This is a genomic window from Pacificimonas sp. ICDLI1SI03, assembly GCF_054740865.1.
In genome coordinates, this window is sequence record NZ_JBSQAU010000001.1 from 1,186,610 (window position 1) to 1,199,420 (window position 12,811).

At 59.6% G+C, this 12,811-nt stretch carries 14 protein-coding genes and 1 tRNA gene; 8 read left to right on the forward strand and 7 right to left on the reverse strand.

The window, feature by feature from the left end; translation table 11 throughout:
* A complete protein-coding gene (locus tag ACSMXM_RS05905) occupies window positions 1-507 on the reverse strand; it encodes a DUF721 domain-containing protein (RefSeq protein WP_460314816.1) in 507 nt (168 codons plus the stop codon).
* Window positions 508-535: 28 nt separating this feature from the next.
* Here ACSMXM_RS05905 and ACSMXM_RS05910 point away from each other — a divergent pair, with 28 nt between their 5' ends.
* The 5 genes from ACSMXM_RS05910 to ACSMXM_RS05930 all read left to right on the forward strand — a co-directional run bounded on the left by ACSMXM_RS05910 (window position 536) and on the right by ACSMXM_RS05930 (window position 4,173).
* Window positions 536-1,588 (forward strand): A/G-specific adenine glycosylase, encoded by a 1,053-nt coding sequence (locus tag ACSMXM_RS05910; RefSeq protein WP_460314818.1) that lies wholly within the window; start codon window positions 536-538, stop codon window positions 1,586-1,588.
* Window positions 1,585-2,058: a TspO/MBR family protein gene (locus ACSMXM_RS05915; protein ID WP_460314819.1), complete on the forward strand. Its 474-nt coding sequence runs from the start codon at window positions 1,585-1,587 to the stop codon at window positions 2,056-2,058. Before ACSMXM_RS05910 ends, ACSMXM_RS05915 begins: the two co-directional genes overlap by 4 nt.
* 37 nt (window positions 2,059-2,095) lie before the next feature.
* On the forward strand, window positions 2,096-2,404 hold the full coding sequence (locus tag ACSMXM_RS05920; RefSeq protein ID WP_460314821.1) for an accessory factor UbiK family protein: 309 nt from the start codon (window positions 2,096-2,098) through the stop codon (window positions 2,402-2,404).
* Between the two features lie 117 nt (window positions 2,405-2,521).
* Window positions 2,522-3,037 carry a type III secretion system chaperone family protein gene (locus ACSMXM_RS05925; RefSeq protein ID WP_460316360.1) on the forward strand — a complete coding sequence of 172 codons (516 nt, stop codon included), beginning with the start codon at window positions 2,522-2,524 and terminating at the stop codon, window positions 3,035-3,037.
* Between the two features lie 272 nt (window positions 3,038-3,309).
* On the forward strand, window positions 3,310-4,173 hold the full coding sequence (locus tag ACSMXM_RS05930; RefSeq protein ID WP_460314823.1) for a hypothetical protein: 864 nt from the start codon (window positions 3,310-3,312) through the stop codon (window positions 4,171-4,173).
* A gap of 253 nt (window positions 4,174-4,426) precedes the next feature.
* Here the strand turns inward: ACSMXM_RS05930 and ACSMXM_RS05935 are convergent, their stop codons facing one another.
* The 3 genes from ACSMXM_RS05935 to ACSMXM_RS05945 are packed head-to-tail and all read right to left on the reverse strand — an operon-like array spanning window position 4,427 to window position 7,871.
* Window positions 4,427-5,374 carry a LysR family transcriptional regulator gene (locus tag ACSMXM_RS05935; RefSeq protein ID WP_460314825.1) on the reverse strand — a complete coding sequence of 316 codons (948 nt, stop codon included), beginning with the start codon at window positions 5,372-5,374 and terminating at the stop codon, window positions 4,427-4,429.
* A gap of 52 nt (window positions 5,375-5,426) precedes the next feature.
* Complete coding sequence (gene trxB / locus ACSMXM_RS05940; protein ID WP_460314827.1) at window positions 5,427-6,398, reverse strand: thioredoxin-disulfide reductase; 972 nt, start codon at window positions 6,396-6,398, stop codon at window positions 5,427-5,429.
* 60 nt (window positions 6,399-6,458) lie between these two features.
* Window positions 6,459-7,871, reverse strand: coding sequence for a sensor histidine kinase (locus ACSMXM_RS05945; protein WP_460314829.1), 1,413 nt, complete (start codon window positions 7,869-7,871; stop codon window positions 6,459-6,461).
* A gap of 228 nt (window positions 7,872-8,099) precedes the next feature.
* Between ACSMXM_RS05945 and ACSMXM_RS05950 the strand changes: the two genes are divergently transcribed.
* On the forward strand, window positions 8,100-8,555 hold the full coding sequence (locus tag ACSMXM_RS05950) for an Lrp/AsnC family transcriptional regulator (protein ID WP_460314831.1): 456 nt from the start codon (window positions 8,100-8,102) through the stop codon (window positions 8,553-8,555).
* Here ACSMXM_RS05950 and ACSMXM_RS05955 read toward each other — a convergent pair.
* The 3 genes from ACSMXM_RS05955 to ACSMXM_RS05965 form a co-directional block, all read right to left on the reverse strand.
* Complete coding sequence (locus ACSMXM_RS05955; protein WP_460314833.1) at window positions 8,515-9,771, reverse strand: multidrug effflux MFS transporter; 1,257 nt, start codon at window positions 9,769-9,771, stop codon at window positions 8,515-8,517. The genes ACSMXM_RS05950 and ACSMXM_RS05955 overlap by 41 nt on opposite strands.
* Before the next feature lie 40 nt (window positions 9,772-9,811).
* Window positions 9,812-10,261, reverse strand: a complete 450-nt coding sequence (locus ACSMXM_RS05960; RefSeq protein ID WP_460314835.1) for a hemerythrin domain-containing protein — start codon at window positions 10,259-10,261, stop codon at window positions 9,812-9,814.
* Window positions 10,262-10,344: 83 nt separating this feature from the next.
* Window positions 10,345-10,420 (reverse strand) — tRNA-Val (locus tag ACSMXM_RS05965).
* 71 nt (window positions 10,421-10,491) lie between these two features.
* On the opposite strand from ACSMXM_RS05965, the gene ACSMXM_RS05970 reads away from it, so the two are divergent.
* Both ACSMXM_RS05970 and ACSMXM_RS05975 read left to right on the forward strand, forming a co-directional pair.
* A complete protein-coding gene (locus ACSMXM_RS05970) occupies window positions 10,492-10,953 on the forward strand; it encodes a peptidylprolyl isomerase (protein WP_460314837.1) in 462 nt (153 codons plus the stop codon).
* A 386-nt stretch (window positions 10,954-11,339) separates the two neighbouring features.
* Window positions 11,340-12,803: an oligosaccharide flippase family protein gene (locus ACSMXM_RS05975; protein WP_460314839.1), complete on the forward strand. Its 1,464-nt coding sequence runs from the start codon at window positions 11,340-11,342 to the stop codon at window positions 12,801-12,803.
* Window positions 12,804-12,811 lie beyond the last annotated feature (8 nt).

Below are 12,811 nucleotides of genomic sequence, written 5' to 3' on the forward strand. Positions count from 1 at the left end.
CTAGCCGATTTTCGGCGGGCCTTTCGTCACACTGATCTGCGCTGCGAGCGATTCGAGCGCGCTGCGCAGATCGTCGTTCGCCACGGCCTTTAATTCCTGAGTTGTCTCTGCCGACAGGGGTTCGGCTTCTTGGCGAACCGCTATGGTCAGCCGCTTCGGCGCAGCCTGCCCCTGCCGGATGGCCATTCGCGATACGGCGCCATAACCGAAATAGCGGTTTACGCGTTCCAGGATTTGCGGCGCCTCGTGTTGAATGGCGAGCGCATGCGCACCGTGGACCGATAGATTAAGCGTTCCACCGGCGCGTTTGCCCTGCGGAAAGCGGATCGAATCGGGACTGGACTTGCGGGAAACATCCTCCCCCACAATCTCTGGCCAGCGCGCGACAATGGCGCTTTCGACAAAGCCGAACTTGTGGAACGACTTGCGGCCCACCCGGGTCACCAATTCGGCGACCGAGCGTGCATGTCCGATCCGGTCGGAGGAGAATTTGCCGCGCTTGCCCATTAAGTGTTCATCCTGCCAGAAGCGGGGCATGAGCACCATAGAGGCCTCAGTTTTTCAACGTGAACTGCTGGGATGGTACGATGTCCACGCACGTGCCTTGCCCTGGCGCGTACCCCCCGGATCACAGGCACGGCCAGACCCTTATCGGATCTGGCTGTCGGAAATCATGCTGCAGCAAACCGTGGTCGCGACGGTGAAGGATTATTTTTACAAATTCACGACGCGATGGCCAACGGTCGAGGCACTGGCGCAGGCCCCGGAAGAGGATGTTTTCGCCGCCTGGGCAGGTCTGGGCTATTATGCCAGGGCGCGAAACCTTGTCGCATGCGCCCGCCAGGTGGTGGCGCGGGGCGGATTTCCGGACACGGAGGAAGCACTGCGCACGCTGCCCGGCATCGGCCCGTACACCGCCGCCGCGATCGCCAGCATCGCCTTTGGCCGACCCAGCGTCGTGGTTGACGGGAACGTGGAGCGGGTCATGGCCCGCCTCTTTGCCGTGGAAACGCCGCTGCCCGATGCGAAGCGGGACCTGGCCCGCCATGCCGCCAGCCTGACGCCTGCCCATCGGCCCGGCGACCATGCGCAGGCGCTGATGGATTTGGGCGCCACGATCTGCCGCCCCACGTCCGCTTTATGCCTTGCCTGCCCTGTCCGGCCCTTTTGTAAGGCAGCCGGGCACAGTCCCGAGCGCCTGCCGCGAAAACGCAAAAAAGCGCCGAAGCCTGAGCGCGTCGGGACCGCCTGGTGGCTAACCCATGGGCCGGATGTCCTTCTGGTAACGCGCCCGGCAAAGGGGCTGCTGGGCGGCATGCGCGCTCTGCCTGCCAGCGATTTCCTCACCACCCCGCCGTCGGCGGCCATCCCTCCGGCAGCGGCGGACTGGACGCAATTGCCACGCCCGGTATCCCATATATTTACGCATTTTCGTCTGACACTTACCGTAATGGCGGCAGACATAAGCGGCAGTCCGCGTCCCGATGGGCTATGGCATTCAGTTACAGATATTGAGAATGCGGGCCTGCCGACGCTATTTGCAAAAGCTGCGCGGTTGGCAACGGCCAGCAAATGGAGCACCACATGACAGACCGACCGCTTCCCGCCCGCGCCATGCTGATCGGCGCGGCTATCGTCCTCCTGGTGGGCATCGCCCTGGGGTTTCTCTTTGGTCCGCAATCCGGTGCAGCTTGGTATAACGCCCTTCAGAAGCCGGCCCTGACCCCGCCCGGATGGTTGTTCGGCCCGGTTTGGTCAGCGCTTTACATCATGATCGGTGCTGCCGGCGGACTGATATGGCGCGACAGCTTCAACCGCGCACGTTTCTGGTATTTGTTGCAATTAGTGCTGAACTTTCTCTGGACGCCGGTTTTCTTCGGCATGCAGAGGCCTGATTTGGCCCTCGGCTTGATTCTGGCGCTGATCATTGCCGCCGTGGTTGCCACCCTTCGCATGGGCGCCGTTTCGCGTCTGGCGGGGTGGCTGATGGTCCCCTATCTTGTCTGGATATCGTTCGCTGCGGTCCTCAATTTCCGCATCTGGCAACTAAATGGCTGAATCCCTATCTGGGCCCTCACAAGACAAGGACGTTCCTATGCAAAGCCAGAACAAATTTTTCGATGACCTTTCCCGCCTCGCGACAGGCGCCGCCGGCACCATGGCCGGAATGGGTCGCGAGATGGAGGGCCGCATGAAGGAGCGGCTGCAGGAATTCGTCGGTGGCATGGACATGGTCAGCCGCGAGGAATTCGATGCGGTCAAGGAAATGGCCGCAAATGCCCGGGCAGAGGTCGAGGCACTGCGCGCGCGCCTTGAGGCTCTCGAAGGGAAAGCATCGGCGGATGCAAAGCCTGCCCCAAAGCAGCCGAAAATGTCTGCTAGCCCGCCAAAGGACGCTGAATAACTATATCTGGTAGGTCTTCCGTCCCCTTATCCACAGAAATTCCAATTGACGGGGTTGCGCGGACTCGGGATGTCCGGGCAAGCTTCACCCAATGTTGAAGGTGCCGGGGGTTTCGACCTGATGATCGATATCGAATATGCCGAGGTAGACACTGCGGCGCCGCCACTCGATATGCTCGCACATTATTTTGAGGCTCATGGTTGGGGCTTTGAGCGACTGGGCGAGGACGAGATCGTTGCCACTGTCGACGGCAGCTGGACCAAATACCAGTTGCGGGCGCTCTGGCGCGCCGAGGAGCGCGTTCTTCAGTTCATTGCTTTTCCCGACGTCCGCGTCCCAATCGAGAGCCGCAGCCGAATTTACGAGACGCTATCGATCATCAACGAGCAGATGTGGCTCGGTCATTTCGAAATGTGGTCCTCTGACGGTACGCTCGCCTTCCGCCACGGCGTGATGCTGGACGAGGGCGACGGTGATGGCGGCATCTCGCTTGGCCAGACAGAAACCGTCGTAGAGGCGGCAATTGACGAGTGTGAACGCTATTACCCGGTGTTCAATTTCGTACTTTGGGGCGCAAAGTCGCCCCGAGAGGCGCTGGAAGCCGCGTTGGTCGATACCGCCGGCGAGGCCTGACGAACGGCTGAGCGCCTGCCCGGGTGCCTTCAGCCCCCTGTCAAAGCCGAGACAGGATGGCGCCGCGAACTTGCTTTACATTAAACAATAGCGAACGGCATTTACTTCTGCCGGACTGCCCTTGGGCTATGGGCTCGAGTCTGGTACAAGCATGAAAGAATAAGGAACGACCTGCACGCTTCTTCGCGTTGCCGGACCGTTCTCGCCTGTCCACGGGGCATGTGAACGGTAAGATGCCATTACCAATTCCACCCACTCTTCAAGGAGACATTATGCCGACTACTACCACAAATAAGGAAATCAACAGCGCCAAAGCCGACATGTCTTACAGTTACGGCCACCCCGACCCCCGGAATTACTTCCGAGAGCTTCAGAAGGTCGATTACCGAATTCCGGAACTTGCAAAACCGGTTTTCACCACTTTGATTCAGCATCTGGAGGAGCGCAAGAACGCCCCAGTCCACGCATTGGATGTTGGTTGTTCATATGGCGTGAATGCCGCATTGCTGAAGCATGACCTCAAAATGGACGATCTCTATGCGCGCTGGACCGACCCCGCGCTTGACGCTGCCACGCCGGAACAGATGACGGATGCCGACCGTCGGTTCTTCAGCGCCCTGCCCGTCGCAAACCCCGCCGCTATTTATGGCCTCGACCCCTCTGCACCTGCGATCAGCTATGGCGAAAATACCGGCCTTCTCGATCGCGGCATGGCAGTAAATCTGGAAGAAGACGAATTGTCCGACGTGGCCGCGGATACGCTCGCGCCCGTCGATCTCGTAATGTCCACGGGCTGCGTCGGCTACGTAACGGAAATCAGCTTTGCAAAGATGATCCCGGCCTTTGCCGAAGGACGCCTGCCCTGGATGGCCAATTTCGTCCTGCGCATGTTTCCCTTCGACCCTATCGTCAATGAGTTGGGGAAACATGGATATGTCACCGAAAAGCTAGAAGGCGAGCAGTTCATTCAACGCGCATTCGCCTCCGCAGAGGAACAGGAAGGCGTTCTCGATAAATTGAAGGCGCAGGGGCTCGATTCGTCAGGAGAGAGCGAGGGCAATCTGATCGCTGAATTTTACCTGTCCCGACCTGCACAGGATGCGACTGTTCCTCTTCGCGAGTTGGCAATTACATAATGCGCCTAAAACCGCGTTGATAAGACGGATCGTCTAAAGATCAGCTGATGCAGGACCGCCGGGAGGCAGATGGGGAGAGACAGGTGGGGCTCCCGGCTGGGGAGGGAGGGAGGAGTAGCCGGGAGCCCAATCGAAATTCCGCGGGGAGGATGCGGAGAAGATCGATGTCTGCGGGGCAGTTCGTGACCGCCGCCGATGAAGAGTATATGCAATATCGACGAGTCGTTGTGCAGTGCACAATAATGCAGGTTAGCTATGCGACAGGTGCATGGCTTGACATGCTTCTCAGCTCCTCCGGTGCGAAATCCAACGGCTCGGACGCCATGCGTTTCAGAATGAAGTCCCGCATTACCTGCATCCGGATCGACCCGCGCAACTCTTCCGGATAGATGAAATAGGTCCGGAATACAGGCCCTTGTTCGTCCGGTAGAACCACGTTCATTCGCCCTGACGACATGATGAGATAGCTTGGCAGCGCCGCAATGCCTGCCCCGGCCTCGACAGCCTGAGCAAGGCCATAGATGCTGTTGACGGTCAGCGATGGCACGCGCGGCGGTCCGGTGCGGCCGACTTCCAATGACCAGTTCACGCCGCGAATCGGACCTGGGGCCGGTTCGCCGAAACCGATCAACCTGTGGCGGTCTAAATCTGCCGCCGTGTCGGGGATCCCCATTTCCTGCAGATAGGCTGGAGATGCACATAATCTGTACCGCACCGCCTCCAGCCGCTTTGAAACCATTCCCTGCTGCACGGGGGGGGCGAAACGGATCGCGACGTCCGCTTCGCGCCGCGCGAGATCCAGATCCTCATCGCTTAGCGATAATGAAACATAGATTTCGGGGTATAGCGGCATGAAATCCGCCATGGCGCGCGCCAGCCAGGTCGAGCCAAAGCTGATCGTCGTCGTGACGCGCAATTCGCCGGTCGGCTTCCCCAGCGATTGTTCTATCGACTGCCGCGTGCGTTCGATCTGATCGTAGGTATCCGTCGCGGTTGCCGCCAGCTTTTCGCCCTCGTGGGTCAACGCGAGGCCACGTGCATGCCGGTGGAACAATTTCGCGCCCAGCGCCTCTTCCAGTGCGCCGATCTGCCGCGACAGGGCGGGCTGGCTCATGCTGAGATGCCGGGCGCCTTCGGTAAAGCTCCCTGCCTCGGCAACTGCATGAAACAGACGCAGCTTATCCCAGTCGAACGCACTCATATTGATGTCCCCTCCCCGCGGGCCGCCGCTCCCTCGCGGCAGAACCTGGCGGCTATTCCGCTGCCAGGCTCTCCGGCTCAGCGGCTTCCTCGGCGCCCAGCAGGCGTTCGGCCTCCAACGCGGCCATGCAGCCCATGCCGGCAGCGGTGACGGCCTGACGATAAAGATGATCTTTCACGTCACCCGCCGCAAAGACACCGGCCACGGACGTGGCCGTCGAATCGGGGGCGGTACGTATGTAACCGTCGTCGTCCATATCAAGCTGTCCCTTGAACAGATGCGTCGCGGGATCATGGCCGATTGCGATGAACAGGCCGCTTACGGCCAGTTCCCGGTCCGGCGCACCGTCGGTGCCGGTCAGTCTTACACCGGTGACGGAAAGGGGATCTTCGTCGCCAATGACGTCGGCGACGGTTGAATTCCACACCGGCTCCACCTTCTTGTTGGCAAACAGGCGGGCCTGGTTCGTTGCATCTGCGCGCAATTCGTCACGCCGATGGATCAGATATACCTTTTCGGCAAAATTCGTCAGGAACATGGCTTCCTCAACGGCGGTGTTTCCGCCGCCGACGACGGCAACCGTCTTGCCCCGATAGAAGAATCCGTCGCATGTCGCGCACGCGCTGACACCAAAGCCGCGGAACTTCGTCTCGCCCTCTACCCCAAGCCAGCGTGCCTGCGCACCGGTCGCGATGATCACGGTGTCGGCCAAGATCGTCCCGCCGGATTCCAGTTTCAGGGTAAAGGGACGGCGCGACAGGTCAACCTCCGTCACCATATCGTCGCGAATATCAGTCCCCAGATGGCGGCATTGCTCCTCCATCTTCATCATCAGGTCGGGACCCATGATGGACGTTTCGCCGGGCCAGTTTTCAACGTCCGTCGTGATGGTCAGCTGACCGCCGGGCTGCAACCCCCGGATCATCACCGGCGACAGTGCCGCACGCGCCGCGTAAACAGCAGCCGTATAGCCTGCCGGCCCCGATCCGATGATCGCTACCTTCACATGTTCGTCTGTTGCCATTTGGCGGCCTGCCCTTCTGTGATTCGTCTGCTAAAAAGATTTAGGGAGGGGAAGGTGCGATTACGAGACTTCCGCGTCGAATTGAGGTCGTACCGGCGGCAGGTTCATCTCGAACGCGGTATCGCTGATCACGAAGCGCCCTCCATTCACCGCCGCCAGACGCTTGAGAATTCGCAAGGTGAAGGCAAGGCCCAGAAGCGGCGGGTCGGCATCTTCAGGTGCCGAAATACGGTCGGTCAACAGCGCTCGCTCGCCAATATTTATCAGCGCCCTTGGCATGGAAATGGAGAGGCTGCCCTGTCCGCCCGATATGCGGATGGTGGCATTGTTATCGCTGAACGCCAGGATAGCCGTCAGCAGTCGTGACACTGCCCGATAAAGCGTGGTCGGTTCCGCATGTAAAGGCGAGGCGTTTGCCGGTGCCTCAAAGCTCAAGCGCACACCGCGTTCTAACGCCAAGGGTGCGAAATCCTCGGTCAGCCTGTCGATCAATTCCTTGTGGGTTGTCACTCCAACCGAGACATCGTCGCGTCCATCCTCAAGCGCGGCGGCATCCCCCAACGCGTCGACCGCCGCCAGCAATCGTTGGGCATCCATGATAATAGCCCGGGCGCCCCTGCGATGGCTTTCCGGTGCCGGACCAAGAACCTCCCGATCTATCATTTCCGCATAGCCCAGAATGGCGTTCAGCGGCGTTCTGACTTCATGCGCGACCTCTGCGACCGTGTCGGAAGGCACACCCAGCAGAGCGACTTCGCCATCGCCCCGCACGCGGCCGCGATAGCCAAGGAATGCCCCCGTGTCGGGATCGAATTTCGGGCTGCCAGACAGCAGCAGGTAGCCCGATCCTGGTCGGGCCACCCTCTGGTTCCTGAAGGGCGCACAGCGGCGCAACAGACGGTTCATGATCTCTGGTTGGGCATATTCGAGGGTTCCCAGCCGATATTTCTGGGCGTCGCCAAATGCGGCACCTCCCAGGGTAATCAGTCCCCGCGCGTCAGACGACCATGCTACATCCTCGCCAACAGATCTGGCCGCCCCGCTTGCAGCCTTGGACCGTTCGATCCTGCGAATGAGTTCAGAGACGTTCGATACTGCCTCTCCAATAGCGGGCGACACTGTTGCAGGGGTCTCTTCGGGGGCTGAGCGCGGTGCTGGCGACGGATCCCTCGCCTTATTGTCGTCGGCGTAACTCGCGGTCCCTTCGCGGGCGTCCACGTCCTTGATCTGCGTGCGTCTGGGCGCAACTGCCAGGAACCGCTCCACCCGCTCACCCACGCCGAGAGACCGCGCGCCCTTTGACAGCCGCCGGCGCTGGTCGGCATCCAGCAGGCTTCGCAGCTGCACGAGCCGGCGCAGGGCGGTAAATCGATCGGCAGGCGGTACCCCGTCAATCTTCTGCGAGAGGACATCCACCAATTGGATGCACGCGCGGACGAGGGTACCGGCATCGCCGGCGACAGGCCAGGCCATTACGGTTCGCAGGCGCTGATCGATTCGCATGTGAAAGGAAAAACCAGACCTTTGCATCTATGGAAAGCACATATTAGCAGGGCGAGCTTAATATCCTCTTTGCAGTAGGCTTTTTAGGGCGGGCCCCTATCCATTGCCTGTCAGCAAACGTAACTTTATACCATTTTTGAATTAATTTGGGGAAAGGCATTTCTCCGGGGAGGCATATTGCGAAAGAAGACACATCAATTGGACGAAGTTGATCGGCAAATTCTCCGGCATTTGCAAACGGAAGGACGGTTAACCAATGTCGAACTGGCTCAGCGCGTCGGCCTGACCGCACCTCCTTGCCTGCGCAGGGTAAGGGCGCTTGAGGAGGCGGGCATCATCAACGGGTATCACGCAGATCTGGAACCTGCGGAGCTTGATTACGGGATTACCGTATTCGCGATGGTCAGTCTGAAAAGCCAGGCGGAGGCCGACCTGCAGGCGTTCGAGAAACACGTCGCCACGCTGGCACCGGTCCGCGAATGCCATATGTTGAACGGCGAGATCGACTTCATGCTGAAAATCGTGGCGCGCGACCTAAAGGGTTTTCAGCAATTCCTGACCAGCGAACTGACGTCCGCACCGAATGTGGAGCATGTCAAAACATCTCTGACGATCAGGACGTCAAAGCGCCTGCCTGGCGTGCCGGTGGATTGAATATTCCCCGGAACCACCAAAGGGCGAAGAGCAAGGAAACGAAGCAGACGACGGCGGTAGCCTCGCTTGCGGGCATAGGCAGCAGGGATGTGACGGTTGCCGCGATGGCACCCACGCCGAAACCGCATGCGCCCAACAGAGCCGATGCCGCGCCTGCCCGGCGTGGGTCAACGCTCAATCCCCCGGCATTCGCATTACCGGCGACAAATCCATAGGTGGCTAGGATCAGGAATAGCGCCGACATTATTCCATAAATGCCGCCGAAACCGGTGAAGGCCACCACCATGAGAAGGCCGCCAAACAAAACACCCAGACGGTTTGCAATCCGCATGATATTGTCTGCGCTATATCTATCCAGCAAAAGGCGATTGACCTGCGTGCCCGCGATCAGGCCGGCCGCATTCATCGCAAATAGCCAGCCAAACATTGTTTCCGACACGCCATATTGCAGGATCAAGATGGCAGGCGCGCTGGAAATATAGGCGAACAGGCTCGCCTGATTGAACGCCTGCCCCAACATATAACCGCGGAAACGCTGATCACCGAACAGGGCGATCATACCGGCGAAGAAATTCTCCCCCCGCGCCAGCGTGGCAGTTTCCGCTGTACGGCTCTCGCCCAGCGATAGGACCACCCAGAAGCCGAGCAGGGTCCCATAGGCAGCGAGCAGCCAGAATATGTACTGCCAGCTTGCAAAGGCCAGGATCGTTGAACCCAGCAGGGGCGCGAAAATGGGTGCGACGCCCATGACGAGAATGATCCATGAGAAAACCCGGGCCGTATCCTGATGATCGAAGCGGTCGCGCACCACGGCGCGCGCGATGACCAAGGCAGCGCAGCTTCCGAGCCCCTGAACGAAACGAAGCGCGATAAGCTGCCACGCGCTGGCGGCAAACACGCACAGGACCGAGGCAAGGACGAACAGAGCGATGCCGCCGATCAGTGGCGGACGGCGCCCTAAACGGTCTGACAGGGGGCCGTAAAACAGCTGCCCCAGCGCAAGTCCCGCCATCAGCGCGGCAAGCGTCTGCTGCATCTGGGCGGGACTCGCCCCGATATTTTCCCCAATGGCCGGTAGTGCAGGCAGATAGAGGTCAATCGACAGCGGGCCGAAAGCGGTCAGGCCACCCAGCAATATAATCAGCCAAAGCGAGGGTTTCGCGCGACCCTCATGGCTTGGGGCCGGACCTTCTGCAGGTACCGGCCCCAAAACCACTTCGGAATCTTCTTCGGGACGGCGACGCGCGCCGGTGGACCTAGGCAGCTTCTACCTCTTTCTTCTCTGCAGGCTTACGCTCTTCGAACTTGCCGCCCAGTTCCTCGGCACGCTCGTCAGAAATGTGCTTTTTGGCGTGCGGGAACATTTCTTCTTCTTCCTCATCGATATGATGTTCGTATCTGTGCTTCAGTTTCAGGAACGTTGCTTTCCAGTCCTCGCCGGTCGTTTCCATTTCCTCCAGCGTCGATACATATTCATCGATCTGCTTGTGTTCCGCCACTGAATGGCGGGCTTCATCCTGTTCGTCGGGATCTGCCATCATTTCGGCGTAGAGCGTCTGCTCTTCGGCGTTCGCATGGCTCAGCGCCTCCGCCTTGAACTTTTCGAACAGTTTCTGGCGCGCATCGGCGTCGGCCTCTGCAAGCTCCGCCAGTATCTCCCGATGCTGATCGTGATCGCGTTTCAGGAGGGTAAAGATATCGGCCATGGACGTTCTCCGCATTAGGTTTCTACACCGATGACTACGCATCAGGGCGACCTAGGTTGCGCCGGGACGGCTCACGACGGGGATGGTGGGCGCTGACGGGCTCGAACCGCCGACCCTCTCGGTGTAAACGAGATGCTCTACCAACTGAGCTAAGCGCCCCTTCCCAGCCTTCTGCCAAGCCGTTATGGCCTGTGCAATCCCATTCCCATTATTATTTGGAGACCCCCGACATGGCGGACCCGACGACCCTGATCCTTTCGCTCGACACCTCGGAAGATGCGGAGGTGTGGATCAAGCTGCGTCCCGATCTGGCACCGAATCACGTCGCACGTATTTCGGAACTCGCCAGCGACGGTTTTTATGACGGCGTCGTATTCCACCGCGTCATTCCCGGCTTCATGGCGCAGGGCGGCGATCCCAGCGGCACCGGCATGCACGGCAGCGACAAGCCCGACCTGAAGGCGGAGTTCAATTCAGAGCCGCACACGCGCGGCACGTGCTCCATGGCACGGGCGCAGAACCCCGACTCGGCAAACAGCCAGTTTTTCATCTGCTTCGAGGATGCGGAATTTTTGGACGGACAATATACCGTCTGGGGTCAGGTGACCGAAGGCATGGAGCATGTCGATGCGCTGCCAAAGGGAGAGCCCCCCGCAAAGCCGGGCAAGATCGTCAAGGCGCGCGTTCAGTAAGGCACTTTTCTTTGAAGGGGGGGCGTGGGAGTCCGCTGCAGTTCAGCTGCGATCAGGCCGGCTGACCCCACTGCTCCCTCCGGGATCGCACCTCCGACCAAGCGGTGTATTCGAACAGGCGCCAGATCCCGCGTTGAATAACGAATCTGGTTGGCCAGCGCGCAGCCGAAGAGGCACGCCGTCTGGCCACCAGAACGCCACTCGATCACTGAAGAAGGCCTGAGAGCGGCCATCCTTCCAAAGAGTCACCGAGCGGACAGACCGCTGGTTTTCAGACGATTGGAACGCGTCGCTTCTCTATGGGAAAGCGCGTATCCAGTCAGCCGGACCCAGAGCCGGGCAATAGCGCCCGATACTGAACAGGAGTGTACGAGTTGACGCTGGGGATGAAAACGCTTCGGGGCGCGAGCGTGATGGTCAGTTCCCAGTTGATCGCTCAGCTTGTCAGACTGACCAGCACGGTCATTCTGGCCCGCCTGCTCATGCCCAGCGATTTCGGCATCCTGGCGATCATGGTTGGCGTGAAGGAGGTTGTCGGCCTTGTGCTGTCCTTTGGGCCTGGCAGCTATCTGATCCGTGAAGCCGATATCGACGAGCGGAAATATAATACCGCCTTCACGATTAATGTCATTCGCGGGCTTTTGATGGCGCTCGCAATAGCGGCCCTTGCTTACCCGGTTTCGGTTTTTCTGGAAAATGAGAAACTGATGCCGATCCTCTTGGCTGGATCGCTGGGATCAGTCTGCATCGGCTTCGTCAATCCCGGCCTGCTGATGCACAGCAAAAACATGAACTTCGGCCCTCTGGCCAAGGTTTTATTGTATAATGCCCTGTCCACGGTTCTGATGACCATCGCGCTGGCTCTCATTATCGAAAGCTATTGGGCGCTGGTGATAGGGTCTATCTGGGGGTCGGTATCGGAAGTCCTGTTCAGCTATCTGATGCACAAGTTCCGACCGAAATTCTCCCTCTATGGCGTCAGGGAGATGTTCTCTTTCACCGTATGGGTATCGCTTGGATCCTTCCCGGTGGCCCTGGCGACGCGAGTAGATACATTCGTGCTGGAGCGGTTCGTCGGGACGGCGGCCGTGGGCATTTTCTCGACGGCCAAATCCTTTGCCCAGATGCCCAATACGATCTTGCTAAGCGTCAGTCAGAAGGTGTTTTACAGCACGTTCAGCGCCGTTCGTGAGGGCAAGCAACGCGAAGCCTATGTCTACATGGAGTTGATCGGCACGATCATCGCCATTCTTGCGCCCCTGATGGTTGGGTTCGCGCTGTGTGCCGCAGAAACCGTACCGCTGGTGTTCGGCGAAAAGTGGCTGGCGATGATCCCGCTGGTGCAGTTCCTCCCGATTTTCTTTCTGGCACAGCTAATCGTCAACAATGCCCATTCCCAGGTTCTGAAGGACGGGCGCACAAAGCTGCTGACCGTGCGAGGCTTCGCCCTTTTGGCCATTCGCGCACCTCTGCTGATCACTGGCGGCATCCATTATGGTTTCAACGGGGTGGTCGGCGGCTTTCTGTTGTCCGGCCTGCTGATGATCCTGTTCGATATATGGCTGGTACGCACCGTTCTGCCGGTCCGTGTGGCGGACTATCTTTCGCGCCTGTGGCGGCCAGTGCTGTCCGTATCTGCCATGGCAGCGGCCTGCCTTGGCATTCCGGAGTTGCTGAACATCGACACCGGCATCCTGTCCCTGGCGATCAAAATGGTGGTGGGCGCGGCGGTCTATCCGGCGGTCAGCTTTGCCCTGTGGAAGCTTTCGGGATCGCCGCAGGGCCCGGAGCGGCGGATCGTGAATTTGACCGAGATGGCTCTGGCCAAACGAAAACGGCGCAAAGCCTGAGCCCCCGC